This is a genomic window from Pseudomonas graminis (assembly GCF_900111735.1).
Lineage (GTDB): Bacteria > Pseudomonadota > Gammaproteobacteria > Pseudomonadales > Pseudomonadaceae > Aquipseudomonas > Aquipseudomonas graminis.
The window spans coordinates 78,475-104,697 of sequence record NZ_FOHW01000013.1; the positions used below are offsets into that span (position 1 = coordinate 78,475).

27 protein-coding genes and 1 other RNA gene are annotated in these 26,223 nt (G+C 56.3%); 16 read left to right on the forward strand and 12 right to left on the reverse strand.

Annotation, left to right across the window (positions count from 1 at the left end):
• The first annotated feature begins 2 nt into the window (after nt 1-2).
• On the forward strand, nt 3-551 hold the full coding sequence (locus BMY98_RS12075) for an adenine phosphoribosyltransferase (protein ID WP_074889219.1): 549 nt from the start codon (nt 3-5) through the stop codon (nt 549-551).
• 319 nt (nt 552-870) lie between these two features.
• Here BMY98_RS12075 and recR read toward each other — a convergent pair whose 3' ends face one another.
• The 4 genes from recR to dnaX form a co-directional block, all read right to left on the reverse strand.
• Nucleotides 871-1,473: a recombination mediator RecR gene (gene recR, locus BMY98_RS12080; protein ID WP_074889224.1), complete on the reverse strand. Its 603-nt coding sequence runs from the start codon at nt 1,471-1,473 to the stop codon at nt 871-873.
• Nucleotides 1,474-1,542: 69 nt separating this feature from the next.
• Entirely contained in the window at nt 1,543-2,571 is a 1,029-nt protein-coding gene (locus BMY98_RS12085) for an NADP-dependent oxidoreductase (RefSeq protein ID WP_074889227.1), read from the reverse strand.
• Nucleotides 2,572-2,754: 183 nt separating this feature from the next.
• Nucleotides 2,755-3,081 (reverse strand): YbaB/EbfC family nucleoid-associated protein, encoded by a 327-nt coding sequence (locus tag BMY98_RS12090; protein WP_074889230.1) that lies wholly within the window; start codon nt 3,079-3,081, stop codon nt 2,755-2,757.
• Between the two features lie 94 nt (nt 3,082-3,175).
• Nucleotides 3,176-5,323 carry a DNA polymerase III subunit gamma/tau gene (gene dnaX / locus BMY98_RS12095; RefSeq protein ID WP_074889231.1) on the reverse strand — a complete coding sequence of 716 codons (2,148 nt, stop codon included), beginning with the start codon at nt 5,321-5,323 and terminating at the stop codon, nt 3,176-3,178.
• Nucleotides 5,324-5,533: 210 nt separating this feature from the next.
• Between dnaX and BMY98_RS12100 the strand changes: the two genes are divergently transcribed.
• Entirely contained in the window at nt 5,534-6,295 is a 762-nt protein-coding gene (locus BMY98_RS12100; RefSeq protein WP_074889234.1) for a substrate-binding periplasmic protein, read from the forward strand.
• 207 nt (nt 6,296-6,502) lie between these two features.
• The gene (locus BMY98_RS12105; RefSeq protein WP_074889237.1) at nt 6,503-8,209 is read left to right on the forward strand and encodes an acid phosphatase; all 1,707 of its coding nucleotides are present in this window, start codon (nt 6,503-6,505) and stop codon (nt 8,207-8,209) included.
• A 401-nt stretch (nt 8,210-8,610) separates the two neighbouring features.
• Here BMY98_RS12105 and BMY98_RS12110 read toward each other — a convergent pair whose 3' ends face one another.
• The 4 genes from BMY98_RS12110 to BMY98_RS12125 form a co-directional block, all read right to left on the reverse strand.
• Entirely contained in the window at nt 8,611-8,889 is a 279-nt protein-coding gene (locus BMY98_RS12110; protein WP_139214481.1) for a hypothetical protein, read from the reverse strand.
• Between the two features lie 97 nt (nt 8,890-8,986).
• Nucleotides 8,987-9,355, reverse strand: a complete 369-nt coding sequence (locus BMY98_RS12115) for a Rap1a/Tai family immunity protein (protein ID WP_074889244.1) — start codon at nt 9,353-9,355, stop codon at nt 8,987-8,989.
• A complete protein-coding gene (gene coaA, locus BMY98_RS12120; protein WP_074889248.1) occupies nt 9,355-10,281 on the reverse strand; it encodes a type I pantothenate kinase in 927 nt (308 codons plus the stop codon). Before coaA ends, BMY98_RS12115 begins: the two co-directional genes overlap by 1 nt.
• A gap of 75 nt (nt 10,282-10,356) precedes the next feature.
• Nucleotides 10,357-11,055, reverse strand: a complete 699-nt coding sequence (locus BMY98_RS12125) for an HAD-IA family hydrolase (protein ID WP_074889250.1) — start codon at nt 11,053-11,055, stop codon at nt 10,357-10,359.
• Nucleotides 11,056-11,623: 568 nt separating this feature from the next.
• Between BMY98_RS12125 and BMY98_RS12130 the strand changes: the two genes are divergently transcribed.
• The 6 genes from BMY98_RS12130 (at nt 11,624) to BMY98_RS12155 (ending at nt 16,561) form a co-directional block, all read left to right on the forward strand.
• Nucleotides 11,624-12,964, forward strand: coding sequence for a site-specific integrase (locus BMY98_RS12130; protein ID WP_074889253.1), 1,341 nt, complete (start codon nt 11,624-11,626; stop codon nt 12,962-12,964).
• A gap of 849 nt (nt 12,965-13,813) precedes the next feature.
• Complete coding sequence (locus BMY98_RS12135) at nt 13,814-14,029, forward strand: hypothetical protein (protein WP_074889256.1); 216 nt, start codon at nt 13,814-13,816, stop codon at nt 14,027-14,029.
• 57 nt (nt 14,030-14,086) lie between these two features.
• The gene (locus BMY98_RS12140) at nt 14,087-14,497 is read left to right on the forward strand and encodes a hypothetical protein (protein ID WP_074889260.1); all 411 of its coding nucleotides are present in this window, start codon (nt 14,087-14,089) and stop codon (nt 14,495-14,497) included.
• Nucleotides 14,498-14,651: 154 nt separating this feature from the next.
• Complete coding sequence (locus BMY98_RS12145; RefSeq protein ID WP_074889263.1) at nt 14,652-15,215, forward strand: hypothetical protein; 564 nt, start codon at nt 14,652-14,654, stop codon at nt 15,213-15,215.
• A 256-nt stretch (nt 15,216-15,471) separates the two neighbouring features.
• Nucleotides 15,472-15,681, forward strand: coding sequence for a hypothetical protein (locus BMY98_RS12150; RefSeq protein WP_074889266.1), 210 nt, complete (start codon nt 15,472-15,474; stop codon nt 15,679-15,681).
• Between the two features lie 241 nt (nt 15,682-15,922).
• Nucleotides 15,923-16,561, forward strand: coding sequence for a hypothetical protein (locus tag BMY98_RS12155; protein ID WP_074889269.1), 639 nt, complete (start codon nt 15,923-15,925; stop codon nt 16,559-16,561).
• A gap of 566 nt (nt 16,562-17,127) precedes the next feature.
• On the opposite strand, the gene BMY98_RS12160 is transcribed toward BMY98_RS12155, so the two are convergent.
• Complete coding sequence (locus BMY98_RS12160; protein ID WP_074889271.1) at nt 17,128-17,418, reverse strand: hypothetical protein; 291 nt, start codon at nt 17,416-17,418, stop codon at nt 17,128-17,130.
• Nucleotides 17,419-17,988: 570 nt separating this feature from the next.
• On the reverse strand, nt 17,989-18,471 hold the full coding sequence (locus BMY98_RS12170) for a hypothetical protein (RefSeq protein WP_139214482.1): 483 nt from the start codon (nt 18,469-18,471) through the stop codon (nt 17,989-17,991).
• A gap of 299 nt (nt 18,472-18,770) precedes the next feature.
• On the opposite strand from BMY98_RS12170, the gene BMY98_RS12175 reads away from it, so the two are divergent.
• The 6 genes from BMY98_RS12175 (at nt 18,771) to BMY98_RS12195 (ending at nt 23,407) form a co-directional block, all read left to right on the forward strand.
• Entirely contained in the window at nt 18,771-18,986 is a 216-nt protein-coding gene (locus BMY98_RS12175; protein ID WP_074889280.1) for a hypothetical protein, read from the forward strand.
• 143 nt (nt 18,987-19,129) lie between these two features.
• Nucleotides 19,130-19,750, forward strand: a complete 621-nt coding sequence (locus tag BMY98_RS12180) for a recombinase family protein (protein ID WP_074889283.1) — start codon at nt 19,130-19,132, stop codon at nt 19,748-19,750.
• Nucleotides 19,751-20,132: 382 nt separating this feature from the next.
• Nucleotides 20,133-21,092 (forward strand): DUF2971 domain-containing protein, encoded by a 960-nt coding sequence (locus BMY98_RS12185; protein WP_074889286.1) that lies wholly within the window; start codon nt 20,133-20,135, stop codon nt 21,090-21,092.
• A 27-nt stretch (nt 21,093-21,119) separates the two neighbouring features.
• A complete protein-coding gene (locus BMY98_RS26770) occupies nt 21,120-21,896 on the forward strand; it encodes a hypothetical protein (protein WP_074889289.1) in 777 nt (258 codons plus the stop codon).
• Nucleotide 21,897: 1 nt separating this feature from the next.
• Nucleotides 21,898-22,599 carry a hypothetical protein gene (locus tag BMY98_RS12190; protein WP_074889292.1) on the forward strand — a complete coding sequence of 234 codons (702 nt, stop codon included), beginning with the start codon at nt 21,898-21,900 and terminating at the stop codon, nt 22,597-22,599.
• Nucleotides 22,600-22,699: 100 nt separating this feature from the next.
• Nucleotides 22,700-23,407, forward strand: coding sequence for a hypothetical protein (locus BMY98_RS12195; RefSeq protein WP_074889294.1), 708 nt, complete (start codon nt 22,700-22,702; stop codon nt 23,405-23,407).
• A 133-nt stretch (nt 23,408-23,540) separates the two neighbouring features.
• Here BMY98_RS12195 and ffs read toward each other — a convergent pair.
• Nucleotides 23,541-23,637, reverse strand: an RNA gene (gene ffs / locus BMY98_RS12200) — signal recognition particle sRNA small type.
• A gap of 237 nt (nt 23,638-23,874) precedes the next feature.
• Here ffs and BMY98_RS12205 point away from each other — a divergent pair.
• Nucleotides 23,875-24,369 carry a GNAT family N-acetyltransferase gene (locus tag BMY98_RS12205; protein WP_074889297.1) on the forward strand — a complete coding sequence of 165 codons (495 nt, stop codon included), beginning with the start codon at nt 23,875-23,877 and terminating at the stop codon, nt 24,367-24,369.
• Between the two features lie 3 nt (nt 24,370-24,372).
• On the opposite strand, the gene BMY98_RS12210 is transcribed toward BMY98_RS12205, so the two are convergent.
• Complete coding sequence (locus BMY98_RS12210; protein ID WP_074889300.1) at nt 24,373-26,178, reverse strand: sensor domain-containing phosphodiesterase; 1,806 nt, start codon at nt 26,176-26,178, stop codon at nt 24,373-24,375.
• Nucleotides 26,179-26,223 lie beyond the last annotated feature (45 nt).

A 26,223-nucleotide genomic window follows, 5' to 3' on the forward strand; every position in this document is an offset into this window, starting at 1 on the left:
TTATGATTTTCGACGAAGTCAGCATCAAATCCCTCATCCGCCCTGTGGTGGACTTTCCAAAACCCGGTGTGATTTTCCGTGACATCACCCCGCTGTTCCAGTCACCCAAGGCCCTGCGCCTGGTCATCGACAGCTTCATCCAGCGTTACATCGACGCCGAGTTCACCCACGTCGGCGCCATGGACGCGCGTGGTTTTCTGATCGGCTCGATCGTCGCCTACGAACTGAACAAGCCGCTGGTGCTGTTTCGCAAGCAAGGGAAATTGCCGGCCGACGTGCTGGCCGAGGCCTATCAGACCGAATACGGCGAAGCGCTGCTGGAAGTTCACGCCGACAGCCTGTGCGACGGGGATTCAGTGGTGATGTTCGATGACCTGATCGCCACCGGCGGCACCCTGGTTGCCGCCGCCAACCTGATCCGCCGCATGGGCGCCAAGGTTCACGAAGCCGCTGCGATCATCGACCTGCCTGAACTGGGCGGCTCACAACGCCTGCGCGACATGCAAATCCCGACGTTCTGCCTGACCGAGTTCGCATTGACGGATAAGTAAAGCCTGCCCCGATAGCCGCCATCAGTCTCTTTGAACACTGATTGATCGTGCCCACGCTCTGCGTGGGTATGCATCCCGTGATGCTCCGCGTCATCTTGTGCAGGGATTGAAACGTCGGGCGTCTGCCCCGGCGCATTCCCGGCTAAAGCCGGTCCCACTCAGTGCGCGGGAAGTCAGTAGGACCGGCTTCAGCCGGGAATAGGCCGGTGTGCACACCCTGGATTTGAAGTGTGCCACCTGCCCCCTTCCCGGCTAAAGCCGGTCCCACATCCGAGCTCACTCCGATAGGTACCCAGTGTCTTGAAGAGCGGGATTTTGCCTACAACTGAATCGGCTTGCGCCCTGCGAACGAGTGCGCCAGGGTGCCGCCGTCGACCAGTTCCAGCTCGCCACCCAGCGGCACGCCGTGGGCAATGCGCGAGGTGACCAGACCTTTATTGGTAAGAATCTGAGCGATGTAGTGCGCCGTCGCTTCGCCTTCGACCGTCGGGTTGGTGGCGAGGATGACTTCGGTGAACGAGCCCTGCTCTTCTATCCGCGCGACCAACTGCGGGATGCCGATGGCCTCAGGCCCCAGACCGTCCAGCGGCGACAAATGGCCCTTAAGCACGAAGTAGCGCCCTCGGTAACCGGTCTGCTCCACCGCATACACATCCATCGGGCCCTCAACCACGCACAGCAGCGTGTCGTCGCGCCGGACGTCCGAGCATTGCGGGCAGAGTTCTTCCTCGGTGAGGGTGCGGCATTGTTTGCAGTGACCGACGCCTTCCATCGCCTGACTTAGCGCCTGGGACAGACGCGAGCCACCACTGCGATCGCGCTCCAGCAGCTGCAACGCCATGCGCTGGGCGGTTTTCTGACCGACGCCGGGCAGGATGCGCAGGGAGTCGATCAACTGGCGAATCAGGGGGCTGAAGCTCATTGGAGAAACGTCCGACAAAAACACGAGACGCGGTTTATACCCGCGCCTCCGATTACCGTCAAATCAGGGTCATGAGACCTTGACCACCAGCTTGCCGAAGTTCTTGCCGTCGAGCAGGCCAATGAACGCGTCCGGCGCGTTCTCCAGGCCTTCAACGACGTCTTCGCGGAATTTCACCTTGCCGTCCTTCACCAGCGGAATCATGGCCTGCATGAATTCGTCCAGGCGGTGGTAATACTCTTCGTAGACGATGAAGCCCTGAATCTTCGCGCGCTTGGTCAGCAGCGTACGCATCAACAGCGGGAGCTTATTCTGCCCTTCTGGCTCGCTCTGCGCGTTGTAATGGGCGATCAGGCCGCACAACGGCACTCGCGCACGCTCATTGAGCAGCGGTATGACCGCTTCCAGCACCTTGCCGCCGACCAGCTCGAAATAGATGTCGATACCGTTCGGAACGGCCGCTTTCAACTGCTCGGCGAAGTCATCACTGCGGTGATCGATGCAGGCGTCAAAACCGAGCTCGTCGACCACATAGCGGCATTTGTCTTCGCCACCGGCAACGCCTACCACGCGCAGGCCGTTGAGCTTCGCCACCTGACCGACCACTGAGCCGACCGCCCCGGAAGCTGCCGCGACGACCAGCGTCTCGCCGGCCTTGGGATTGCCGATGTCCATCAAGCCCATGTAACCGGTGATCCCCGGCATACCGAGCACACCGACCGCCATTGACGGGCTCGGCAGGTCCTTCGGCGCCATCAACAGATTGCTGCCATCAGAAATGCTGTGGGTCTGCCAGCCGGTCTGACCGACCACCAGATCGCCTTCCTTGAATTTCGGGTTGCGCGACTGCTCGACCACGCTGACCGCGCCGCCTTCCATCACCGCGTCGATTTGCACCGGTGCCGCGTAGGACGGCGCGTCGCTCATACGACCGCGCATATACGGGTCGAGGGACAGATAGAGCGTGCGCAATTGCACTTGGCCGTCTTGCAGCTCAGGCAGCGCCTCGCGCTCGAGTCGGAAGTTTTCCGGGGTCGGTGCGCCCTGGGGACGGGACGCCAGGACGACACGCTGGTTGAGGATCAATTCTTGGGTCATCGGAATGGGCTCCATGTTGAAAGGTTGCGGGGGTATAGAAAGCAGACCTTCGGCAGCCGGCCGGGTTCGGTCGGATGTGGGGTTCCATATGACGCGGGCAATCCGGGGCGGACTTGGCGCCATCTCCATACAAAAATGCCAGGCACGAGGGCCTGGCATTCGGGTGTCGCAAAAGCCGTCCGATCAGAACGGCATTTTCATGCCCGGCGGCAGCTGCATGCCAGCGGTCATGCTGGCAGTCTTTTCCTGGCTGGCCGCTTCGATCTTGCGCACAGCGTCGTTGACGGCCGCGGCGATCAAGTCTTCGAGAATGTCCTTCTCTTCCTGCATCAGGCTGTCGTCCAGGCTGACGCGCTTGACGTCGTGACGCCCGGTCATGACCACGCTGACCAGACCTGCGCCGGATTGGCCCGTCACTTCGGCGTTGGCCAGCTCTTCCTGCATCTTGGCCATTTTTTCCTGCATTTGCTGAGCCTGCTTCATCAGGCCTGCCATGCCACCTTTCATCATGGGAGTTACTCCTCGGAAGTCATTGGTTAGAACGTCGTTGAACAATAAGGGCGCCCTGTCAGCTTAGCGCCCCCGGGAATCATTGGGCGTGTACTTACGCCTGCGTCGGCGCATCCACCGGAACAATGGTGTCATCACGAATCGAGGCACCGAACTGCTGCATCATCTGCTGGATGAACGGATCGCTATGGATCGCCGCCTCAGCCTGCTTCTGCCGATCGGCACGCCGACGCGCCGCTGCCTGAGCCGGGGTTTCCTGCTCGGGCTTGATCAGTTCGATACTCAGGTTGAGGGTGCGTTCATGGTATTGGTTCAGCGCGTCGTTCAGACGGCGCTGCTGCGTCGAATTGAACAGCGCGCTGTGGGCCGGGTCCAGGTGCAGCAGCCAGTTGTCGCCCTCCACCGAAATCAGCGTGCAGTTGGCGGCGATGCTGCCGGTCATGCCGGAGATCGGCAATTTCGGGAACAGTTCAAGCCAGTCCGCCGCCAGCCCGGTGGCAGGTTTGGCGGCCGGCAGCAGCTCGGGTTCCTTCTCCACCGCTTCGACGGCTTCGTGGGCGAGGTCATCGAGATAGGCGAACGAGGCCGGATCGATGTCGATGTCCGGCTCGTTGTAGTCGTCATCGGGCGGCGGCTCATCGTCGCGTTCCATGGGCGCCGGCACATAAGGCGTTGCGTCGGGCACATGCTCGATCATCTGCGGCGTCACGGCGTCGGCGGCGGCCTGCCGTTGCTCTGACGACTCGACTTCGGGCGCTTCAGGAACAGGGCTCGCGGGGACCGGCGCCGGCATTGGCGTCAGATCAGGCTGCTCGGCCACGGTGTCGAGGACGGCCTCGGGAATCTCGGCGACGGACGCGGACTGTGGGGACGGCTCGTCCTCGGCTTCAGGCTCTGATTCGGTCTCGGGCTCGGGCTCGGCGGCAGTGGCTGGCGCCACGACTTTTGGCGCGTTCCAAGGCAGGTCGATGTCTTCCTCAGTTTTTGCCGCTGCAGGCTCGGGCACTGCGACAGGCGCCGGCGTGTCGATGACAGGTGCCGGGGCGGTCTGTGGTCGGGATGCTGCGGATGCTGAACTCGCCACCGCTGTTTGGGAATCAACCGTGGCCGGGTTGATCCCCACTGACTTTAACGGCTGCGTCGGCGCGTTGTCGGCGTCTGCGGGCCGGAACGCCAGCATGCGCAGCAGCACCATCTCGAAACCGCCACGGGGGTCCGGCGCCAGCGGCAGATCGCGGCGACCGATCAGGCCCATCTGGTAATAGAACTGCACGTCTTCGGCGGGCAACGCCTGGGCCAGCGCCAGCACGCGATCACGATCGCCGTGGCCGTTATCGACACCTTCAGGCAGCGCCTGGGCGATGGCGACCCGGTGCAACACGTTGAGGATCTCCGACAGCACGCCGCTCCAGTCAGGCCCCTGCTCGGCCAGATGACGCACAGCTTCTAGCAACGAACGGGCATCGCCCTCGATCAACGCCGCCAGCACGTCGAACACCTGACCATGATCCAGCGTACCGAGCATGGCGCGCACATCGGACGCCAGCACCTTGCCTTCGCCGAAGGCAATCGCCTGATCGGTGAGGCTCATGGCGTCACGCATCGAGCCATCGGCCGCGCGACCCAGCAGCCACAGCGCGTCGTCTTCGAACGGAACGTTTTCGACGCCAAGGACGTGGGTCAAGTGTTCGACCACACGCTCAGGCGTCATGTTTTTCAGGGAGAACTGCAGGCAGCGCGACAGAATGGTCGCCGGCAGCTTCTGCGGGTCGGTGGTGGCGAGGATGAACTTGACGTAGGGCGGCGGCTCTTCCAGCGTCTTGAGCAAGGCGTTGAACGAGTGGCTGGAGAGCATGTGTACTTCGTCGATCAGGTAGACCTTGAAGCGGCCGCGGCTGGGCGCGTATTGCACGTTGTCGAGCAGCTCGCGGGTGTCTTCGACCTTGGTGCGGCTGGCGGCGTCGATCTCGATCAGGTCGACAAAACGGCCCTCGTCGATCTCGCGGCAGACCGAGCATTCGCCACACGGCGTTGAGGTGATGCCGGTTTCACAGTTCAGGCACTTGGCGATGATCCGCGCGATGGTGGTCTTGCCGACCCCGCGGGTACCAGTGAATAAATAGGCGTGGTGCAGGCGCTGGCTGTCCAGCGCGTTGATCAAGGCCTTGAGCACATGGGTCTGGCCGACCATTTCGCGGAACGAGCGCGGACGCCATTTACGTGCAAGAACCTGATAACTCATTGAAAACCGTCGCGACTGGGTTGCGGAAGACCGCCAATGCTAGCGGAGCAGGGGCAAAATTGCATCTGGTGTCCGACGCTTATCGCTTTATTATGGCTGGCCTGGCTCCGCAAGACGGCTCCGCGAGACGGTTCCCTCACAAGGTCCCACACCTGGATTGCGAAGACACAGCAGGCAGGAAGCGTCGCACTGTTACTTCGAGGGATCCGAATGCGAGTGTGGGTAATGAGTGCCGTGGGGCTGTTGAGCGCGACTGCGGCTGCAGAAGGCCCGCCGCTGCGCTTTGCCGTGGCCGACAGTTGGTCGATGCCGCTGATGCAGGTGGGCCCCAACGGGCCCGAGGCCGGCATTCTTTTCGACATCATGGAAAGCCTGGCCCGACAGATCGGCCAGACCGCTCAGTACCGCGTTTATCCACGGATGCGCATACAGGCGGCGACTGAGCGCGGTGAAGTCGATGTGCGCTGCTACGCCGCGCAGTCCTGGTTGCCGGATATGTCAGGCGACTACACCTGGAGCCTGCCGCTGCTGACCCAACGCAACGTGCTCGTCGGCAGTGCCTACGACACCGCGCCCTTTCAGTTGAGCGCGATTCTCGGCGATCGCATCGGCACGGTGCTGGGCTATGCCTATCCCGTGCTGGACCCGCTGTTCGCTACGCGTGATCTGATCCGCGAAGACGCGAGGTTGCAGGAGCAGGTGCTGCCCAAGCTGTCCGCCCACCGCTACCGTTATGCCGTGGACACGCAGTGGTCGCTGGACTGGTACAACCGCGAGCAGACAACCGACGAGAAGCTCAGAGCCGTGTGGGTCATCGATGAACAGCCGGTGGGCTGCGTCGCCCGCAACGACCCGAGCGTGCCGGCGCAACGCATCATGCGCACGCTGCTGAGGATGAAGATGTCCGGGGAGATCGAACGGATTGTCCAGCACTATCAGGTGCATTCGGGGAATGCGGCGGATCCGTATTGAGCCTGTGCCGTTTTCCTGTTGTGGGGCGGGCTTTAGCCGGGAAGGCGTCATGTGACGCACCGCAAGACTGATGGCGTTCCCACTGCCCTCTTCCCGGCTAAAGCCAGTCCCACTGAAGGCGTGGATCTCACTGTAGCAATCCCGTCATATTCCCTCGCTAGGCTCCGGCGACACATGTTGTAACAACTCGACCTGCGAGCGCCCGCCATGAGCAAGAAACCGGAAGATCCAGCACAGGCTTCAGCCCCCCACGCGCCAGTAGATGGCAGCCGCCGACGCTTCCTCGGTGGCGTTGCGGTGCTGGGCGCAGGCGCGACCCTCAGCGGCGTGGTGGGCGCTGCCGAAGCGGGCGTCGCAGGCAAGGCGGCAGCGGACACCCTGCTGACCGGCCCGGCGCTGGACAAAGCGCTGCAGGACAACGTCAAAACCATCGTGGTCATCTACGGCGAAAACCGCAGCTTCAATAACCTGTTCGCCAACTTTCCCGGCGTCGAGCAACCGCTTTCCGCCGTGAAAGCCGATCAATACCGCCAGCGCGACCGTGACGGCAAGGTCCTCGACACGCTGCCGCAGTGCTGGGGTGGCGTCTGCCAGATCGGCCCGCAAAGCGTTGACGGCGTGACCTACGCGACGGGCTTGCAGTACCAGGAAAACCTGCCCAACGCGCCCTTCCCTCTTAAAGGCCCGAGCGGCGAGGACCTGCCACTCAGCGTCGTCACCCGCGACCTGTGGCACGTGTTCTACCAAAACCAGATGCAGATCAACGGCGGCAAGAACGATGCGTTCGTGGCGTGGGCGGACTCCGGCGGCCTGACCATGGGCTACTACGCCCAGACGCAATATTCCCTGCGTTTGTGGGACGTCGCCAAAGAGTTCGTGCTCTGTGACAACTTCTTCCAGGGCGCTTTCGGTGGCTCTTTCCTCAATCACCAGTACCTGATCTCGGCCCGCGCGCCCTTCTACCCGGACGCCGCGAACTCCCCGGCCAAGTCGCAGATCGCCGTGCTGGAAAGCAGCGATCCTCTGGACTATCGGCTCAAACCCCTTGAGAAATCACCGGCCAGCGCCATGACCGGTCCGCCGCAATTCGGCCCGAGCGCACTGACGCCCGACGGCTACGGCGTCAACACCATGGCCCCGCCCTACTGGCCGACGTGGCTGCGCGACAAGGAAAATCGGGACTATTCGCAGCCGGGGCTGGCCAACGTGCTGGTACCGCAGACCCATGACCACATCGGCGACAAGCTGTCGAAGAAGAACGTCGACTGGGCGTGGTACGCCGGCGCATGGCAGGTGACGCTGGACGAGTACAAGGACTCGACCGGCATCCCGAAGATCCCGAACTTCCAGTACCACCACCAGCCCTTCAACTACTTCAAGCAACAAGGCCCGGAGAACCCGGCCGAGCGCCATAAACGCCTGCGCGACGGCGGCCTGGGCGACGAGTCTTCCACCAATAAATTCCTCGCCGACGCCGAGGCTGGCAAGCTGCCCGCGGTGACCTTCTACAAACCCCAGGGCAACCTCAACATGCACGCCGGTTACGCCGACGTGGCGGCCGGCGACCGACACATCGATCGCACGATCAAGGTGCTGCGCAACAGCCCGCAGTGGAAGAACATGGTGATCGTCATCACGGTCGATGAGAACGGCGGCTGGTGGGACCACGTTGCGCCGCCGAAGGGCGACCGCTGGGGACCGGGGACGCGGGTGCCGGCAATCGTCATCTCACCCTTCGCGCGCAAAGGCACAGTCGACCACACGGTGTACGACACCGCCTCGATCCTGCGTCTGATTACGCGGGTGCATGGACTGGAAAAACTGGAAGGATTGACCGAGCGCGACAACGCCATGGCCGCCCGCGGACAGGCGCCTATGGGTGATCTGAGCAATGCGCTGCAGTTTCCGGGGTAGCGCGGGACGAATCCGCTGTCGGCACACTGTCGATGACGGTACACAACACCCTGTAGGAGCGCGCTTGCCCGCGAATGCGGTGGTTCAGGCGCATGGATGTCGCGGGCTGATAGTTTTCGCGGGCAAGCGCGCTCCTACAGTTGATCTCAGCAACATCTGCAATGTTCGGCGTACGCACCGGCTTGCTGGCGAATGCGGTGGTTCAGACACGCAGGCATCGGCAGACACAGTGCTTTCGCCAGCAAGTCGGCTCCTGGGGTGGAGTTACGTCGAGCACGCAAGTGGCGTCGGGCCTGGAACCTGTAGGAGCGCGCTTGCCCGCGAATGCGGTGGTTCAGACACGCACGTATCACCAGACAGATTGCTTTCGCCAGCAAGCCGGCTCCTGCGGTGGATTTACGTCAAACACGCATGTGGCGTCGGGCCTGGAACCTGTAGGAGCGCGCTTGCCCGCGAATGCGGTGGTTCAGACACGCCCGTATCGCCAGACAGATTGCTTTCGCCAGCAAGCCGGCTCCTGCGGACTCGTGGCGTGTTGACTGGCCCACGTAGGCAATGTCGAAACCCAAGCTGGGGCGCATGTCCGGCACCGGTTGAGCGAAGAGGTAGATACCGAAGCGGTAAGTAGCGGCCACCAGGTCCGTAAATAACAGCACTATCAGCGCATTGACACGCATCATCGGCATCCTTGCTGAAGTCCGTCGCCGGCGCGGCGGCAGGGGGCGGGCCGGATAATCAGTGCTGGATCAACCAACAGGCTAGCGTAAAACGTGAGGGTTACTGGCAGGGAAAAGCGTTTTTCAACGCCGCGACCACCAACACGGATTCATTCAGATGCAAGCTCTCGGGATGCGCTTGCAGGGACTGCGCAATGATGCGCATGGACTGAATCATCGGAATGCCGCCTTCGGGCACGCACACCAACTGCGGCAACCCGCCTGCCTCATGGAACAGATCCAGGGTGTCCATCGTCGCTTGCAGCACCCCGACGCAATGGCCGACACCCACGCCATTCTGCGCCACGCCGCCGCTCATGCTGTTGATGCCGTCCTGGCATTCGAGCAGCAACTTGTTGCCGTCCGCCAGAGCGCCAGCGCTGACGCACAGCGCGAATAACGCCGACGCGCCCGCGATCGATTTGCCCATCAGCGTAGCCACAATTCCTTCACCGAATGATCCGACGCCTTACGCACCACAAGGCTGGCGCGCTCACGGGTCGGGAGGATGTTTTCCAGCAGATTGGGCCGGTTGATGTCGTGCCAGATCTTGCGCGCCGCATCCGGGGATTTCTCCGGCGGCAGGTCGGCCAGTTCACGAAAATAGGCACCTCGCGCGCGAAACGCGGTGCGTTGCAGCATCAGAAAACGCTCGACGTACCAGCGCTCGATGTCGCCCTCTTCGGCGTCCAGATAAATCGAAAAATCGAAGAAATCCGAGACGATGCTGCCCGGTTTCTGGCCGTCGTTGCCCTCGGTCTGCAACACGTTCAGCCCTTCGAAAATCAGGATGTCGGGCTGGCTGACCTTGAAGAACTGGTCAGGGACGATGTCGTAGCTAATGTGGGAATAGACCGGGGCGGTGATTTCCGGCGTGCCGGCCTTGAGGTCAGAGAGAAACTTGACCATGCGCTTGCGATCGTAGCTTTCCGGAAAGCCCTTGCGGTGCATGATGCCGTCGGCGACAAGCCGTGCGTTGGGGTGCAGAAAGCCGTCGGTGGTGATCAGGTCGACCCGGGGATGATCCGGCCAGCGCGCCATCAGCGCCTGCAGCACTCGGGCAAAAGTGCTCTTGCCGACCGCAACGCTGCCTGCCACCGCGACCACGTAGGTCTGGCGTTTTGCGGGGCGCCCCAGAAAGGTGTCCTTGATGCTGTCGAGATTGCGCGCGGCGCTGACGTGCAGATTGATCAGGCGCGACAACGGCAGGTAGATATTGGCGACATCCTCCAGCGAGATGTCCTCGTTCACGCCACGCAATGCGGCGAGGTCTTCTTCGGACAACGTCAATGGCGTACTGGCGCGCAGCCCCGCCCACTCCGCGCTGCTCATTACCAGATAGTCATCAGGGGCCATCAATCGCGTTCCAGTCAGGTGTCCGTATCAACAATGGTGCGAAGACTATCGTATTGGTCCAAATGGAGGGCAGATTTATTTGAATCTGCCAGGGCGATTGGCTGACTTCGTTGCCGTCATTTCCGCCAGATCCGCCGCCAGGGTTTCCAGCGTAGGCCGCATGATCAGAGGCGCCGGCGCGCCTTCGGGCGCTGGCAGCCCGAGGCGGTTATGCCAGATCGTCGGCAGCCCCACCTTCGCCGTGCCGAACAGATCGTAGGCCGAACCCGCGACAAACACGGCATGGCTGGCATCGACACCCAAAGTGTCCAGCGCCAGACGATAAGGCGCGGGGTCCGGCTTATAAAAACCGGCTTTCTCCGATGTAACGACCACATCGAACGGGATACCCAACACGTCCGCCGCGAGTTGGCCCAGGCGCTCCGAACAGTTGGTGACGATACCGAGCTTGTAATGAGGCTTCAGGGATTCGAGGACCGCCCTGGCTTCCGGCCAGGGCTGCAACTCCCCGAAGCGCCGATCGAGTTCTGCGGCTGCATGCTTGCCAAGGCCGACTTCCAGAGCCGCCTCCTCGACCAGCGTGTCGTAAGGGCGATAGCGCCCGCAGCCATAGGTCGCCTTCAGGTAGGCCATGCGCCAGGTCCGGCCCAGCTCTTCGGATCCGGCGACTGAATTCCACAGGGTCCAGGAGTCCAGCAAGGCGGTGAGCAGGTCGAAAAGTACGAGTTGGATGGGGGCTGTTGGGTGGAGGGGTGATGGGGTGTCGGTTGTCATTGTTGTTTTCCTGAGCCGAGGGGTGGCGTGCGATGGATGCCCGGCCAGTCGCCTTGACTGGGCGTCGGATACGTATCAGCGAGCGCCCCATTCTAAGCTGCGTATAAGGCGATGAACCGCACGTGGCTTAACTCTATGGTTCAGCGTTGCTTAAGGATCATTCGCTCAAGCTCGGGTTCCGACGAGCCACGCGATGAGAAAATAACAACGTTAAGACACGCAGCCAGTTGCCAACAAGACAGGGATGAGAAATTTGAGAGAGTTGAAGTGATCGAGACCGCCAGGAGTGCGGATGATCAATACTCGTCATGGCGACGAGGGTTCGTTATGGAGGCAACCCCACCAGCCACACCCCGGCACACAATGTTCCCGCTGTGGCTGCTGCCTTCCGGCTCTGACCATGTCGCATGCAAGCATGCTCGGGTATCGTTGCGGGCCTTATGGGTTAAGGGTTTCAGGCTAGTGAGGTTGATCATTATCTACCGTGTGGACACACAGCGCGGACAGTCATTTTTTGAGGTGTGATCAGCATTGTTCCACTCTGCTGTACCACTTTGGTGTTCCACTCATGGCCTATATCGTCCAGCGTCAGTCGGTTTACTACCTCAACCTTCGCCTGCCCAAACACCTGTTCCCGAATCGTCACACACTGCGCATGTGCCTGAATGTCCGTGAGCGTCAGGCTGCATTATTCCTCGCTGCATCTCTTGCTCAACAAGTGCACAACCACTTGAACGAAAATCCGCTGGTAGACCTCCAGACGTTACGTGGGCTGTGCTCAAACTGGCGAGACGCTGCCCCTCAGCCAATGATCCAGACTGCTCCAAGGAAGTCACCAGCGGCTATCGTCAACCGGAACAGTGATGGCCCTACCCTCGCTAGTTTGTCCAAACTCTATATAGAAGAAGGTAAACGCGGTGGTACGTGGCGAGAGGTCAGCACGCACGAGATTGAGCGCTCCATACGAGATTTGTTCGAACTGATGGGTGACATGCCCGCCAAAGCTTTCGACGTCCAACAAGCGCGGTTGTTGAAGGATCGCCTGTCCCATTGCCCGCAATACTTTGCACTGCTGCCAGAGTTCAAGGGCAAGACGCTGATGCAGGTGATTGAATCTAGCAGCACGTACAAAACCATCACCGCTGTAACAGTGAACAACCGTCTTCGCAAACTCTCGGCGTTCATGAACTGGTGTAAGGCCAATGGTTACGTCACGGACAATCCACTGGTAGGACTGAAAGTGATGACGGGCTCGGCAAAGGAAGCACGGTTGTCGTTTGAACAACATGACCTGACAGCCCTTCTCAATCTGGACGCACTCAAGACCGAAGCCAGTAAACATCCTTGGCGATACTGGTTGCCGCTCCTTGGCAGGTTCACGGGCGCCCGGCTGGAAGAGCTTTGCCAGTTGCACGTAGCTGACTTCATTACGTTGCAAGGAATCCGGTGCATTCGTATTGATGACTGTAATCAATCACAGAGCCTCAAGAACAGCAGCAGCCGTCGTATATTGCCGATGCATCCTGCACTCACCGAATTGGGCCTGCTCGACCATGTCGAGGTGATGCGAAAGTCAGGCTCAGAACAGCTATTCCCAGACCTTAGACCTGTCAGAGGCAAGCTGGGCCATGCACCATCAAAGTGGTTCGGACGGTACAAGACCAAGCAGGGCATTACTGATCCGAAGAAAACGTTTCACAGCTTCAGACATACCATGATTGATGACCTGAGAGACGCTGGCGTACAGGACTCCTTGATAAAACGTATCGCGGGCCATGAAGACTCAGCGGTAACTTTTGGCATTTATGGAAGCCGTCCACCCTTGAACGCGATGATCAACGCGATCATGCAAATCCCAGCAATTGGAGTCGGGTCCGAAGCGGGAAGAGCGGAAAGTGGAAACAGATGACATGATCGGCCTACCAAGTTGATCTACTGACAACTACCGTTGTTTTCAGCGACGACCCCCGGATATGTAAACGGGCCGGGGATTACATGCGAAAGTAACGAGAGAAAGTTCTTGACTTTTGCAAATATAACTTGACAAAAAGCACTTTGTCGTGGTAAGATGTACTGAGAATCTAGCTTTAGATTTCAATATTTTCTTGACCTCTGCAACATTCTCTAATGTGTCTCCGAATCATACTTCCGAACCGCCCTCCTTCTCCTCCGAGTAGTTGCGTTTAGGCGTGATAGGTCAAGGCAATTACGGTGCCTTCAGCAACCTCTAGCAGTAGGTTGGGCCGCTACTGTCAGAACAGCCCTTCACTGTTCGTAGCCTGACCCGTGCTAAAAGCCTCGATCCTCTAGGCAGGGTATAAATCCTTGGTGTGTTGGCCTCGACACTCCATTCAGCCGAACTTTCGGGTTCGGTTTTTTTATGCCTTTCATTCTTAACCTTGCAACAAACAATCACTCAGCCACCAACCCAAAAGGAGGTAATCCCTTGCCTGCGAAACGAAGTATCATCAAATACAGACCTTGTGCCGTCTGTGGAAAATCAGTCGCTACACAGAGGACAACGTCAACTCCAACCTGTGGATTGAGGTGCTACACGATCTTGTACCGACAGCGCACCAAACAACAAGCCCAAATCGAGGAGGAACCACCATTATGTTGAAAACACCCTATCTACGTTGCGCCATCTGCTTTAACAGCTTTCCATCAAACGGCGAGCATAAGACATGCTCTCTTGACTGCCACCAAATTTGGTTCAGGCAGCAACGAACAACCAACCCACCAATTAAAGGACTGATACATGATTCAGAAGCCACAGCCAACCTTTGAACCGAATATCGAAGAGCAATTACGGGATATGCTCCAAGCACTGGACATGGTCTGTTCAACACCATGGGACGGGATTACGCCACAAATGATTACTCCCGTCATAGGCGACGCCAAGGATAAGGCTATTGACGACATACTCGAAAAGCTTCGAGCGCACTACTCAGATGCCGAGCGTAACATCCGCTAACTAAAACGCACCGCAATAAACCTTAACCCATAAAGGAGGAATTTATGGAGAAACATTATGAGCAATTACTTTATCGTAAACCGTCCCAGCAACCTTGTTGTCGGAGTCATCGCAACAAGCTACACACCAACTGACACACAGCTAAAGATGTTCGTCCTTGCCAACGAGCAATCCCTTGCGTTCTATGATAAGCATTTAAGTAGAGACCACGAAACCCTGTTAGACATCGGTGAACTGATGAAGAAGTCGGCCCACGTCACCGATCAAGTGTCTGAAGGGAAGACAGGGAGCGCCAAACCCGTGTCTCAACGCACAAGGGCGGAGCAATCAGTCTCGGTGCAAGATCGAGAGGAATACATTCTCACTTGGATTCGTAACCACCCTGATGCTGACGAATACGACTTACATGACGCCATCGGCATGGGCATTGTCGCAGCTCGTGCGTATCTAAAGCTGTACGCGCTTTAACGGCCCTACAGGGCGTTCAAACATGCAAGTAAGGGCGTAGTGCCAATTGCAACTTTTGCACGCCTACAGGCCATGTAGAACAAGCACCGAAACATCAAATATCACGCTATCTCTGCCTCATATCAGGCAATTAACAATACTCAGGAGAAATACAATGGAAAACCAAAACACAATTATGCAAAACGTCTTCAGTCAAACAACCTTTGATCATATGTGCGATCAAGCGAGAATTTTCTACGAAGCAACAATCGAGAAACCACAACACTTGAACGCCAAGGGCGCCATTGTCGAATTCATGATTGAAGGTTGCCAACCGGCAGCACACAAGTACCACGAGCTGTTGTCCGCAGGTTACACGCCGCTCCCAGTAGAATCACCACTCGAAAGCTTCCACCTTGTGGGCACTGCTGGCGGAGTTGTGTTGATTCAGATTCATGTCGTTAAACCAGCGGACCAGCGAGCGGCTGAATTAAACGATATATTCACAGGTATGAAAGTGCAGTACCTCAAAGACCTTGAGGTCGCTCAGGCGCAAGAGATTGAACGACAAGTCGAGATTACCCTTGCCGCTGCTGCTCGAAAAGAAGAAGCGAAACAACTCGCGGCGCAAAAAGCTCTTGCGGATAAGGTGAGAGCAGAAATGCAGGAAAGCAGGGATAAGCTGCGTGCTTCCTTGATTGCGAAAGGCAAACTTAACGAAGACGGTGAAGCGGCATGATGTCGGGAACAGAACTAATTCTACGCCAACGCTACGCCCCCGAAACTCTACCAGTTGAAACGCCGGTAGAGAAATCACGAACTACATGGACAGTTGTAATGAAGGCGGCTGACCATGGTGCAAGTTATGTATTTGACGCGTGCAACGAACACAACAAAGCTAATGGCCGTCTACCATTCCAGTCGTTCATTCTTCCAGCAGACGTGCCGGGCATTGGGCATGCGGGCGATTGGGTAGTCAAGCAGGAGTCTGATCAATGAACTACCAACAAATCATTCAACAAATCATTCAACAAACGGACTACGAGTCCGCTGCCCGTACTTACGTCGTGGAGAAGTTCGGAACACCCGTGGCTCAAACATTCCCTATCCTTGCCAGCATCGTGCTCCGTGGCATCTTCGCTGGTAAGCCTGAGTCAATGGTTTTAGCTGAAGTTCTCGCTGGATTCTCCTTGAAGCCACTTTGACACGTTCTTCCAGACACGGCAGGAAGTATCAGCGCGTTAACTTTCGCCTGCAATGAGTGCTTGACTTGAAAGGCATTTAGGCGTATGTTCGCCACCTCAATACGAACACCCAGACGTCACATCCGCCACCGCCAAGGTGATGTCGGAGTGTGATTATCTGACGCCTGCGTTTTGACACTTTTACAACTGGCATAACCGAGAGGAACTGCCCATGAATTGAACTTGAATAGGAGAATGAATAATGGCAAAGAGTAAAGTCACTGAAGAAGCTCGTGCACGTGCGACCCAAATGCGCTCGGTGGGCACCTCATACCGTGATATCGCTGCTGAACTGGGTTCCCAAGGTGTCACAGAGAACTGGTGCAAACGGAATCTCAACACGGTGATCGTGTTCGATAACCACTACTTCCTGATGGAAGAACTCATTCCTTTGGCTGTGCGGCCCGAAGGTATCCCACGACTACAGTTCAGAGCGAAGATAAAAGCGGCGTACGGCCTGCCATCGGGCGTGACGATTCCGGAGGCTATTGAGCGGAGAACCAAACGTGCGCTACCGTATGATGCATTCATCCGCCCGGATTGGATGGAGCCAGAGTTCGCACGAGCAAGTCATCTGGAGTTAGTCCACGACGCAACTATATTGGTTGATCGTCTGGAAGAAATGGTCGCGGAATTCTGCGTCAGGTATCCAACTGCGTCCATTTGGCACGTAAGGCAAGAAATTATCGGCCATATTTTAGGGTCGCACCCTGCATCGCCTCTGGTGCACGGAAAGAGGATGGTGGATGCGGTGGACACTATAGAAGGCCGCGTTCCGCAGATTCCGCCAGTGGAACCAGCGTTTATCGACGATGAAGAGTTCGACCATCACTGCATCTGAAATTTCAGTCCGTATAGATTATTGATAGGTTCACATGTTCATTGCAGACGCGTAATCTGGAAGTGAACTTTTTGTCTCTATAATATATACACAAGTTCAGTTGTTCACTTGAGACGTCAACGTCTCAGGTTGCACCGTGTGACTTTGCACCAATGAAGACCTCAGCAAAGAATCACGATTCAGTATAATGAGTCTACACAAACCCCTCTTGCTCTAGCCTTTGATCTGAGTCGTATGCCGGGCATACAGGTTATAACCTTCTCCGTGGTAACGAGTGCTGTCGCATTTCGTGATTATGCACGAAACACAAGATCACAAGCGAAGAGCAGGATTTTTGTTGATCTCATTTATTGGTTAGTGTTCGACCGAAGGTCATGTGTCGATTCGTCCACCGTGAGGTGGGGATTACTCAATGGCGAATAACCTAACAGCGCCGCTGTGATGATCGTTTCCGTTGACCTTGCATCAGCTCTTGGCTGATCCGTGCACAGAGACTGACATTATCCCATAGCGGCGCTGTGGGCTTATCTGCTCCTTCCGGCGAAGTCTTTCAACCAACTAGTCCGTTATTTCAGGTACGAGAGAATACGTGTGCACTTCTCGCCGGTGACTTTCCACCGCCGTGGGTCCGCTGTAGGCCGTACCATTTGGGTAATGCAGAATTCCTTATGACCATCGGCGTAAATGATCACTGCCGTGGTGGTAGAAGAACCATCTTCGTTCAGGTAGCCAGTGACATTCTCACTTTTCTCGGGGCGCTTATCAGGGCCACCGTAGGGATCAGGGATAGGAGTGGCGTCAGCCGCATATGTTGCTTGGGCGAGCAATAGGAGTGTGAATGTGCAGATGTATTTCATGATGGGTCCGTCCTTAGATTGGTGGGGTCAGTGAAGCAGTTTGATTTTACAGCGCCGCTGTGATGCTACCTGCCTTGACCTTGCATCAGCCTTTGGTTGGTCTATGCAAAGAGGCTGACGCCATGCCATAGCGGAGCTATGAGGTTATTGGCCCCTTGTGGCGAAAGCCTCGGACAATCCAAGCGAGGATGAGGCCCAACAGGTAGAGGGCTGCGCACACCAGTAGCCATCCGACAATTATTCCCCCGCCGCTCTGAAGCTGAAGTGTAAGGACGTGAGCGCGCCGATACTCGTACGACGCCGTGTCTTCCGCGAACACCTTTCGTACGTCTGCGGGGTCGCTCCTCTGGCATATAGAGATGGGCGCCACGATTCCAGCACGTGCGTTAGCGGCCTCGTTCTCCAAGCATGCAAGGTTGTTATCGTGCATGTACCTACTGAATGCGTAAGAGCTTTCAATCCGCTCAGCGGTAGGGAAATTCCGGCTGGCCGCTAATGAGACCATTCCTACTAACATCACTACGCACACCACTACCCATAACCGCTGCCATCCGTTCAAACTAACCCTTTTCATGCCACTCCCGTTCCACTATGAGCTGCTGCCGTTTCCATGAGTTGGTTAAACCTACGCTCCGCCTCGCCCTGATTCCGTCTCAGCTTTTCGAGGCTGACCTCAACCGCAGTAAGCCTCTCCTTACATTCCTTCTCGCTGTAGCGGTCACGATTCGTATGTGCATGCTCAGCAAAGGCGGATGCGTCCGCAATACACTGGCGGAAGAACTCCCGCCTATCTTGCAGAAAGTTGGACGTGATCTCTCGAAGCTCAGGATTCAAGTCGTTGTTGAGGGAGAGACGGTGAGCCAGCGAATCAGTTTCCCGATCCAGCTTGTACCACTCTGAACGTGCAGCCTCGGCCTTGAGTAAAAGGTTTTGCCTTCGCAGGTAGAGTTCGTTTGCCCTCGACCTGTTTTGCACACGCTCTGTACGCAATAACGCGAACAAGGAGACGGCCAGTGCCAGCAATGATGCAATCGGAATTGATGCAAGGTCCACAGTGCTCTCCATCCGTGTGGTGACTTCGCAGTATGTGGCGCTTCACGTCCTGGGACAACGTGTGCAGATAATTCGATTTTATCCCCCGAATTCCCCATGAAATAGGGTCAAAACCCCGTTTACGGCAGACATGTTCGCAGGCTGTCAGAGTTGTAGCACGCCTGTAGCCCAGTAACGGCGTGGGTTGTGCTTATCTCAGGTCAAACCGGGCGCGTTGAAAGATAGTTTCCGGACGTTTCGAAACGGGAAAAGCGCTCCAACTAGGCCAGACTCAAGGTTTTCAGCATGAGGAACGCCTGATGGAACTGCTATCTGTCGAAATCAAGCTTCTGCTCGCCATCCATGCAGGTCAGCCTGTAGTAAAGGGCGAAGACGTGCACACGCTCCGACAATTGATCGCGAAAGGATACGCCGTAGGTGTAGACGCTTCTGACGGTGACGGAGACGAGTACATAGAAGTGCGTCTGACGCCATCAGGTCGGGAAATCGCAAGCGACCTTTACACAGACGAGTGATGGGCAACCAGAGCTATCGTTTAGGTCTACCTAAAGAGTAGTAAGATAACCGCCCGTCACCCACTATCAGATAACATTTGCGAGTAGCTATATGATCGAATTATCATTTGCCTATCAAAACGCAGCCTAAAGGATAGCCAGTCATGAATGCCCATCTGTACCTGAGAGCATCGACCAAGGATCAGCACGCTGACCGCGCTCAGGTCTCGCTTGAAGCGTTCGCTGCTGAAAAGGGACTGACCATCGTCGGCGTCTATAGCGAGAACATCAGCGGCACCAAGTTGAATCGGCCTGAGTTGCTGCGTCTGCTCGAAGTAGCTCAGCCGGGGGACGTGCTACTGGTGGAATCTGTAGACAGGCTGTCCCGCCTTTCCCAAGCCGATTGGCGAGTGCTGCGTTCTACCATCGACACCAAGGGTCTCCGCCTTGTTGTGCATGACCTGCCCACCAGTCATATGATGGTCGAAGACAAGGGCATCACAGGTCAGATCATGAAAGTGATCAACGATATGTTGATTGACCTCATGGCTACCATGGCAAGGCTGGATCAAGAAAAGCGTGTAGAGCGTATCAACCAAGGCTTGGCAAGAAAGCGAACTCAGGAAGATTGGACACCTCCCGGTAAGGCCAAGAACACAGCTATGTGGGACACGATCACTAAACTTATGAGAGAGCACACAACCATGAGCGCTGACCATGTAGCTAAGCTCGCTGGATGCGGTGTTGCCACTGTGTACCGTGTCAAACGTGAACTGAAAGCCTAACCGTCATATGTGTCCCCAAAGCCCGCTTATGCGGGCTTTGTCGTCTCTGCTTCTGGGACAATGAGTCAGCAACCCTCAGCAATCACCACGCCCCCAGCAAGCCCAGCAGAGCCGTCAGGACTTATTTTCGTTTTACGGCGAAAGCCATCTGCCCCCTACGCGCTGTGTTAAGAGGGTAGGATGAAAATCTGTCACCAGCGTTGGTGCATGCCCCGGTACTTATTCTCGCCAGCCATGCAGAGAACGACCCCCATCCCTTGCAAAGTCGATGTCGGTGGGCAGGGTTTTGGCTAAACCAAGCTGACTAAGTGACCGCTGCCGATCGCTAGTTTTTACTGGCCGATTAGTGTATTTGTGACCTTTTCGACAAGGACGATTTGAAATGAGTTTTGATGAACAGATTCAGTCAGTGATGTGGGAAGACTTAGATTCAGAAGATGATTTTCCAGCCCAGCGTCCCTTGCTTGCTCACTACACTTCGGTAGGAGTGCTTGATGCAATGATGGGTAATAACGAAATATGGTTTTCTAATCCGCTATACATGAATGATTTGGAGGAACTTCGTTTTGGCATGGTAGAGGGGGCCAATGCATTTCGTAACAATCAAGAACTGAGAGCAGCGATTCACAACGATCATGCATTCGAAACCATGATGGGGCATTTCAACAACCTGTTTGAAGCGTTCGAAACAAAGCACGCTTTTGACACCTACATCATGTGCTTAGCTAAACATGCACCGGAAAATAACGACGGTCTTTTATCGATGTGGCGCGGGTATGGTGCAGGTGGTAGCGGTGTAGCCATCGTGTTCGATACGAAGAAGATTGCCGTTTCGGAGTCTTCCCCTTTTATTATTGGCGCCGTGAAATACGGTACACGTGAAGACCGTCTGAACTGGATAACAACCAAGATAAATGGATTGGCTAAAATATTATCCGAACAAACATTAAATGACGAAGAGCTGTTCAGTGTTGCATATCAATGGATCGAGCGTCTGAAGATTTTTGCAGTCTTCACAAAACACAATGGCTTTCACGAAGAGCAAGAGTGGCGTATTGTATACATGAGTGAGCGGGATAGGCATGATAAACTTAAGAGCATGCTCGGGTACACGATCACGCCACTCGGAGCCGTCGAGCCCAAGCTGAAATTTCAGGTGGAACCTCTGGATGGGTTATTTGGTGAGCACCTTTCACTAGAGAGTATTATAGATAGGATTATTCTCGGGCCAACTACCTCGACGGCGCTAGCCGAGACTGCAGTAAAAAGAATGTTGAGTCACCGGGGAAAAGATGCACTGACTGAGAAGATCGTAGCTTCATCCATTCCATTCCGATCTTAACTGCCAGCAGACACGGGGGATAGCGTGATGCCTGAAATTCCTACATGGACAAACTGCTTAGCTGATGTTTATACATATCGATATGGGCCGATTGCCCAAGAATTCTTAACTCTAGTTATCAATCCTTCATTGGACGCTCTTGATGTTCAGGTAAAGCATTGGGAAGAGTCAGACGACCCTGTATCTCACTTTATACTATCTGACTTGAGCGAGCTGATTTACAAGACACGAATGGCATTCTGTTTGGCTATCCAGTCTCTATGGGAGCAGCAGATACGAACATACCTTGCAGGTTGTCTACAGCAATTGAGCATAAATCCATTTCCTGTTTCTAATCGCAGGGGTGCCCACTCTGTTCAGACTGTATTTTGGGGTGATGAACTAAATACTGTATTTGAGAGATTGCGAGGTATCCCTTTACCTTCATTCGCTTCATTTGAATCGCTTGACCTACTAATGTTGGTAGGTAATGTGTGTCGCCATGGTGATGGTTGCTCTAGTGTTCGATTGTGGAGTATCCGCCGCGATCTCTGGCCCGCTTACCACAATGCTGATAACGAGTTTCTACGATCAACACTGACAGGTGAAGCACCTCCAGTGCAATCAATGCAAATCCCTAGAGAGATGCTGGAAGATTTCGTGGACAAGATTTGCCTCTTCTGGGAAGACACTAATTACATCTACGAAGAAAGCATTGAGCCAAAACATCCATCCCTAGAGGCAAGATTAGCTATAAGGCGAACTGAACGCGCTGAGGGAGTTCGCTACAACGGGTTTACCACAGCTACTACGCGAGGAATATAAGATGGATATGATGCTTCCGCTGTACCTTCAGTATGACTCTGGCTTTGGTGCTGTTGCTGATTCTTTCAAATCCTCAGCGGATGCACTTGAATCAAATCCTTCCGCTGGCGGTCTACAGTCCCACCTCCCAATAAGTTTCCTATACCGTCATTCAATCGAGCTATATCTTAAGTCGTGCATAGTAATCTTTCATCGTAGATTTAATATTGCTTATCAGCAGACTGATAGCGGTGAGGCCGCGATTCTTGTAGGCACCAAACCTAAGCTCTTAAAGGACATTCATGCATTAATGCCACTTTACACGCACCTAAAGTCGCTCATAGATATAAACATCGACTTCTTGATTACACTCGAAAAAACGGATTGGATATTGAGCCCTGAACTGAACGCCCGCGTAAAGCTGATTGATGGCACGGACTCATCAAGCACTTTTTTCAGATACCCAGTCACTAAGGACAAACCAAAAGACAAGCAAAAATCGACTGTCCAGCCTGCGGATTGGGAGAACATGGTGGCAAACATGAACAACGGCCCAAAACCAGTAAAAGCGTTTGTTTTTGTGAACGCTGATGACAATATAGTTCAAGCGTTCAGTCATGATGATGAAAAAGTTAAAACACTCATTAACGCATTGCGGGAGACCGCTGAGGATTTTTGTGGTCTTCACATGATGACGGCGTGGAAACTCGTGGAGCAGCGTTAATATTTTTTTTCAGCACAAAGCTAATCTACGCGCCGCTATAATCAAAGATTCCGAGGGTGGCATTCTTGATCGCGATATTCAGGCAGGAACAGAAAAAAACATGACACGAAGATGGGATTTGGCAGTGCTGGAGGAATACATTCGCACCCTCAACTCGAATAAGCACTGGATATTGAGCACGGTGGACTCCGTCAGCCACTCCCTCCTTATCTACCAGTACCACAAGAGTCTGGCTCGTGACGCATTTGCCGTCTACAAAGTTGAGCACGACCCTGACGGAATCAAAATGTTCACTGGGGCAATGATGATGGGCACCGATGACGAGTTCGAGAATGCTAAACTCGCCAGCGAAGCTAACCTGATTGCTGCAATAAATATGACGCGTAATACATTCGATATGTTTGCTCAGCTTGTAAATGCCCTAGCCGTCCCCCAACCCTTGTGCATAGAGCATTGCACCATCAGCAAGGTAAGGGATGGCCTTCCTGAAGGCGCCTTAAAAGCAGAGATTACACGAGTCACTCGACTTCCTTGGTTTCGGTATCTTTCAGGCTTCAGTAACACCATCAAACATCGACAACTCGTATCACATGAACCATCGTCGAAGCACCACGAATGCACTGGTGAGTACCTAGGAGGCGGAGCGCAGGTCGCGGCCTTCGAGCATCAAGGAAGGAAATTCAAAAGCTACTGGGTACAAGAGGTACTCGAAGGGACGGTCGAAATTCACAACGAAATTGTCACCCTTGGCATCACTCTCAACGAATGGTGCCTGCATTCAGCTCATGCCATGGGCAGTAAACGATGATAGCTTGCGAAAAATGAACGATGTAAGATCGCCACCACAGTGCACCACTTAGGTGTACCTAAGCGCTGTCACACTTCGAGATTTTTCAACTGACAACTCATTGATTTACAACGAGTTTTTAGATAGGAGGCAACCCCACCAGCCACACCCCGGCACACAATGTTCCCGCTGTGGCTGCTGCCTTCCGGCTCTGACCAGGTTCACGGGTAATCGTTGCGGGGGGACCGATGGGGTCACCATAACGACGCTCGCCAGTGGCGAGCCGCGCCATTGTACCGGTCTCGCGCGAAGTTACAACCTCTTGTTTCAGATTAAGATTTTGAGCGTCGTCAGCCCCTCGCCGCCTGCGCGATGCAGCGGCTGAGTAGCCAAATGCGGCACAATGGCGCCTGAATTTTCACCGCCCTTCAGCAAGTGGCTCGCCCCCTGCCCGGCCCAGCTGGAGCGCAACCCGCAGGTAATCACAGATGCATTTCGCGCTCACCCGCCATGAATCCCTCTCCCCCACCCAACAGCGCCAACTGCTGGAGATCGAGCTGCTCCCGGAGCAGATCCGCCACGTGGGCGACATTCATGGCGGTCTGCACACGCTGACCGCACGTCCCGTTGCCGACAGGCAGGGCTTTGTGTTGCTGATAGACGACATCCCGCGGGGCTTTTTTGTGCTCAAGCGCGGCTCGCTGCTGCCGGATTGGGCACGCGAACGCGAGCACGTGACGACCACGCTGCACGCGCTGATGATCGATCGTCGGTTTCAGGGTCAGGGGTTGGGCAAGCAGTGCCTGCGCGCGCTGCCGGCGGTGGCGCGGGATTTATGGCCAGACACTGCCCAGTTGATGCTGGCGGTAGAGGCTGGTAATCACCCGGCGCGCCAGTTGTACCTGGCGCTGGGTTGGCAGGCGTTGCCCGAACGCGATGCGGATCAGCCCGGCTTTGAGCGGTTGATGCGTCTCACACTGTAACGCTCACTGCGCCAGTGATTGCAACTGCCGGATCCTGCTGCTGCGATCGACGCTCATCCAGTGTTCCAGAGCGCTGACGTTCATGGGCCGCGCTACGAGGAAGCCTTGCACTTCGTGGCAACCCAGCTCGCAGAGGATTTCGTAGACGCCTTCGGTTTCGGCGCCTTCCGCGACGACGCGGTAGCCAAGGCGCTTGGCCAGAACGACGATGGCTTCCACCAGGTCGCGATCCTTGTCGTTGCTGTCGATGTTTTCCACCAGTGACTTGTCGAGCTTGACCGAGGTGGCCGGCAATTGCCGCAGGTAGGTCCAGTTGCTGTAACCGGTGCCGAAGTCATCAATGGCGATGTCGATGTTCAATCCGCGCAAGCGCTCCAGCTGCAACCGGGTCACTTCAGGGTTGTCGCACAAGGCGCTTTCGGTGAATTCAAGCTCGAAGCCACTCGGGTCGAGACCGCTGACCTTCAGTTGCTCGAACAGCGCGTCGCTGAACGATGAGTTGGCGAGATCGATTGCCGACACGTTCATCGCCACTTTGAAGGCATAGCCCTGCGCCTGCCAGATGGCTGCCTGGGCAACAGCCTTTTTCAACACCCAGAGGCTGAGCGAGCGAATCAACGCGGTCTTTTCCGCGAGCGGAATGAATTCCGCAGGACTGATCGGTCCCAGCACCGGATGCTGCCAGCGCAGCAGCGCCTCGACGGTCACGATACGGCCCGTCGCCACTTCCAGCCTCGGCTGATACACCAGCGACAGCTGATCCGGGCTGCGCACCGCCTCGGCCAGCGCGGCCAGTAGCAGAAAGGCCCGTTGTTGGGCGAAGTCCAGGTGGGGCTCGTACCAGCGCCAGCCCGTCGATTTGCCGCGGGCTTCATCCGCCGCGCTGACCACCAGCCGAATCCAGTCGTGCTCTTCGCAGCGGTCCAGGCCCAACGGCAGCACGCCGATGCCGACGTCCATCTGAATGGGGATGTTGCGGCAGATCAGCGGCCGCCGGAAATGCTCCAGCAACTGCCGAAACAGCAGCTCGGCCTCCTCCGGGCGGGCGTTGCGGGTGATCAGCGCGATGCGCGTGGGGCTGACCTTGTACAGCGCGGTGTCGGCGGGCAACTGGCTGCGGCAGTTTTCGATCATGCAGCGCACCAGCTCCTGGGCGAAGCTGTAACCCAGCGCTTTGACGATGCTGTCGAGAAACGCCGGCGCCACCATGTCCAGCGCGATCAGCGCATATTTGCGCCGGTCCGCCAGGGCGGCGAGGTCTTCTTCCAGGCGCAGGCGGTTGAACAAACCGGTGGGCTGATCGACATAGCTGGCGTGGCGCAGGTTGTTGAGTCGTTGCATCACCAACTGGCCGTACATTTCCAGCATGAGCCGATCACGCGCATCCAGGGGCGTCCGGGATTTGTTGTCGATGATGCACAGCGTACCCAGGGCCAGGCCATCGGCGGTCACCAGTGGCACCCCTGCATAGAAGCGAATGTGCGGCTCACCGGTCACCAGCGGGTTATCGCTGAAGCGCGGGTCAAGCATCGCGTCAGGGACCTGAAACATTTTGTTGCTGAGGATGGTGTAGGCGCAGAAGGCAACCTCGCGGGGCGTCTCCCGCTCTTCCATGCCTGCCCGTGCGCGAAACCACTGGCGATGCTCGCTGACGATGGAAACGAGGGCGATGGGGACCTCAAAGTAATGGGTCACCATCGTAATGACATGGTCGAGCACATCGTCCGCCGTCGCATCGATAAGCCCCATGTGGGTGATGCGCGACAGCCGGGAACGCTCGTTTTTGGGAAGTGGAGCACCAGTGGCCATGACTGAAATCCCTTTTAGACCGCTTCGCCAATCGCTTTGCCGGTA

What these genes read in the sequence shown, in the direction of transcription:
- BMY98_RS12075 (WP_074889219.1), top strand. Translation starts at nt 3, where the DNA reads ATGATTTTCGACGAAGTCAGCATCAAATCCCTCATCCGCCCTGTGGTG.
- recR (WP_074889224.1), bottom strand. Translation starts at nt 1,473, where the DNA reads ATGAGCTTCAGCCCCCTGATTCGCCAGTTGATCGACTCCCTGCGCATC.
- BMY98_RS12085 (WP_074889227.1), bottom strand. Translation starts at nt 2,571, where the DNA reads ATGACCCAAGAATTGATCCTCAACCAGCGTGTCGTCCTGGCGTCCCGT.
- BMY98_RS12090 (WP_074889230.1), bottom strand. Translation starts at nt 3,081, where the DNA reads ATGATGAAAGGTGGCATGGCAGGCCTGATGAAGCAGGCTCAGCAAATG.
- dnaX (WP_074889231.1), bottom strand. Translation starts at nt 5,323, where the DNA reads ATGAGTTATCAGGTTCTTGCACGTAAATGGCGTCCGCGCTCGTTCCGC.
- BMY98_RS12100 (WP_074889234.1), top strand. Translation starts at nt 5,534, where the DNA reads ATGCGAGTGTGGGTAATGAGTGCCGTGGGGCTGTTGAGCGCGACTGCG.
- BMY98_RS12105 (WP_074889237.1), top strand. Translation starts at nt 6,503, where the DNA reads ATGAGCAAGAAACCGGAAGATCCAGCACAGGCTTCAGCCCCCCACGCG.
- BMY98_RS12110 (WP_139214481.1), bottom strand. Translation starts at nt 8,889, where the DNA reads ATGATGCGTGTCAATGCGCTGATAGTGCTGTTATTTACGGACCTGGTG.
- BMY98_RS12115 (WP_074889244.1), bottom strand. Translation starts at nt 9,355, where the DNA reads ATGGGCAAATCGATCGCGGGCGCGTCGGCGTTATTCGCGCTGTGCGTC.
- coaA (WP_074889248.1), bottom strand. Translation starts at nt 10,281, where the DNA reads ATGGCCCCTGATGACTATCTGGTAATGAGCAGCGCGGAGTGGGCGGGG.
- BMY98_RS12125 (WP_074889250.1), bottom strand. Translation starts at nt 11,055, where the DNA reads ATGACAACCGACACCCCATCACCCCTCCACCCAACAGCCCCCATCCAA.
- BMY98_RS12130 (WP_074889253.1), top strand. Translation starts at nt 11,624, where the DNA reads ATGGCCTATATCGTCCAGCGTCAGTCGGTTTACTACCTCAACCTTCGC.
- BMY98_RS12135 (WP_074889256.1), top strand. Translation starts at nt 13,814, where the DNA reads ATGATTCAGAAGCCACAGCCAACCTTTGAACCGAATATCGAAGAGCAA.
- BMY98_RS12140 (WP_074889260.1), top strand. Translation starts at nt 14,087, where the DNA reads ATGAGCAATTACTTTATCGTAAACCGTCCCAGCAACCTTGTTGTCGGA.
- BMY98_RS12145 (WP_074889263.1), top strand. Translation starts at nt 14,652, where the DNA reads ATGGAAAACCAAAACACAATTATGCAAAACGTCTTCAGTCAAACAACC.
- BMY98_RS12150 (WP_074889266.1), top strand. Translation starts at nt 15,472, where the DNA reads ATGAACTACCAACAAATCATTCAACAAATCATTCAACAAACGGACTAC.
- BMY98_RS12155 (WP_074889269.1), top strand. Translation starts at nt 15,923, where the DNA reads ATGGCAAAGAGTAAAGTCACTGAAGAAGCTCGTGCACGTGCGACCCAA.
- BMY98_RS12160 (WP_074889271.1), bottom strand. Translation starts at nt 17,418, where the DNA reads ATGAAATACATCTGCACATTCACACTCCTATTGCTCGCCCAAGCAACA.
- BMY98_RS12175 (WP_074889280.1), top strand. Translation starts at nt 18,771, where the DNA reads ATGGAACTGCTATCTGTCGAAATCAAGCTTCTGCTCGCCATCCATGCA.
- BMY98_RS12180 (WP_074889283.1), top strand. Translation starts at nt 19,130, where the DNA reads ATGAATGCCCATCTGTACCTGAGAGCATCGACCAAGGATCAGCACGCT.
- BMY98_RS12185 (WP_074889286.1), top strand. Translation starts at nt 20,133, where the DNA reads ATGAGTTTTGATGAACAGATTCAGTCAGTGATGTGGGAAGACTTAGAT.
- BMY98_RS26770 (WP_074889289.1), top strand. Translation starts at nt 21,120, where the DNA reads ATGCCTGAAATTCCTACATGGACAAACTGCTTAGCTGATGTTTATACA.
- BMY98_RS12190 (WP_074889292.1), top strand. Translation starts at nt 21,898, where the DNA reads ATGGATATGATGCTTCCGCTGTACCTTCAGTATGACTCTGGCTTTGGT.
- BMY98_RS12195 (WP_074889294.1), top strand. Translation starts at nt 22,700, where the DNA reads ATGACACGAAGATGGGATTTGGCAGTGCTGGAGGAATACATTCGCACC.
- BMY98_RS12205 (WP_074889297.1), top strand. Translation starts at nt 23,875, where the DNA reads ATGCATTTCGCGCTCACCCGCCATGAATCCCTCTCCCCCACCCAACAG.
- BMY98_RS12210 (WP_074889300.1), bottom strand. Translation starts at nt 26,178, where the DNA reads ATGGCCACTGGTGCTCCACTTCCCAAAAACGAGCGTTCCCGGCTGTCG.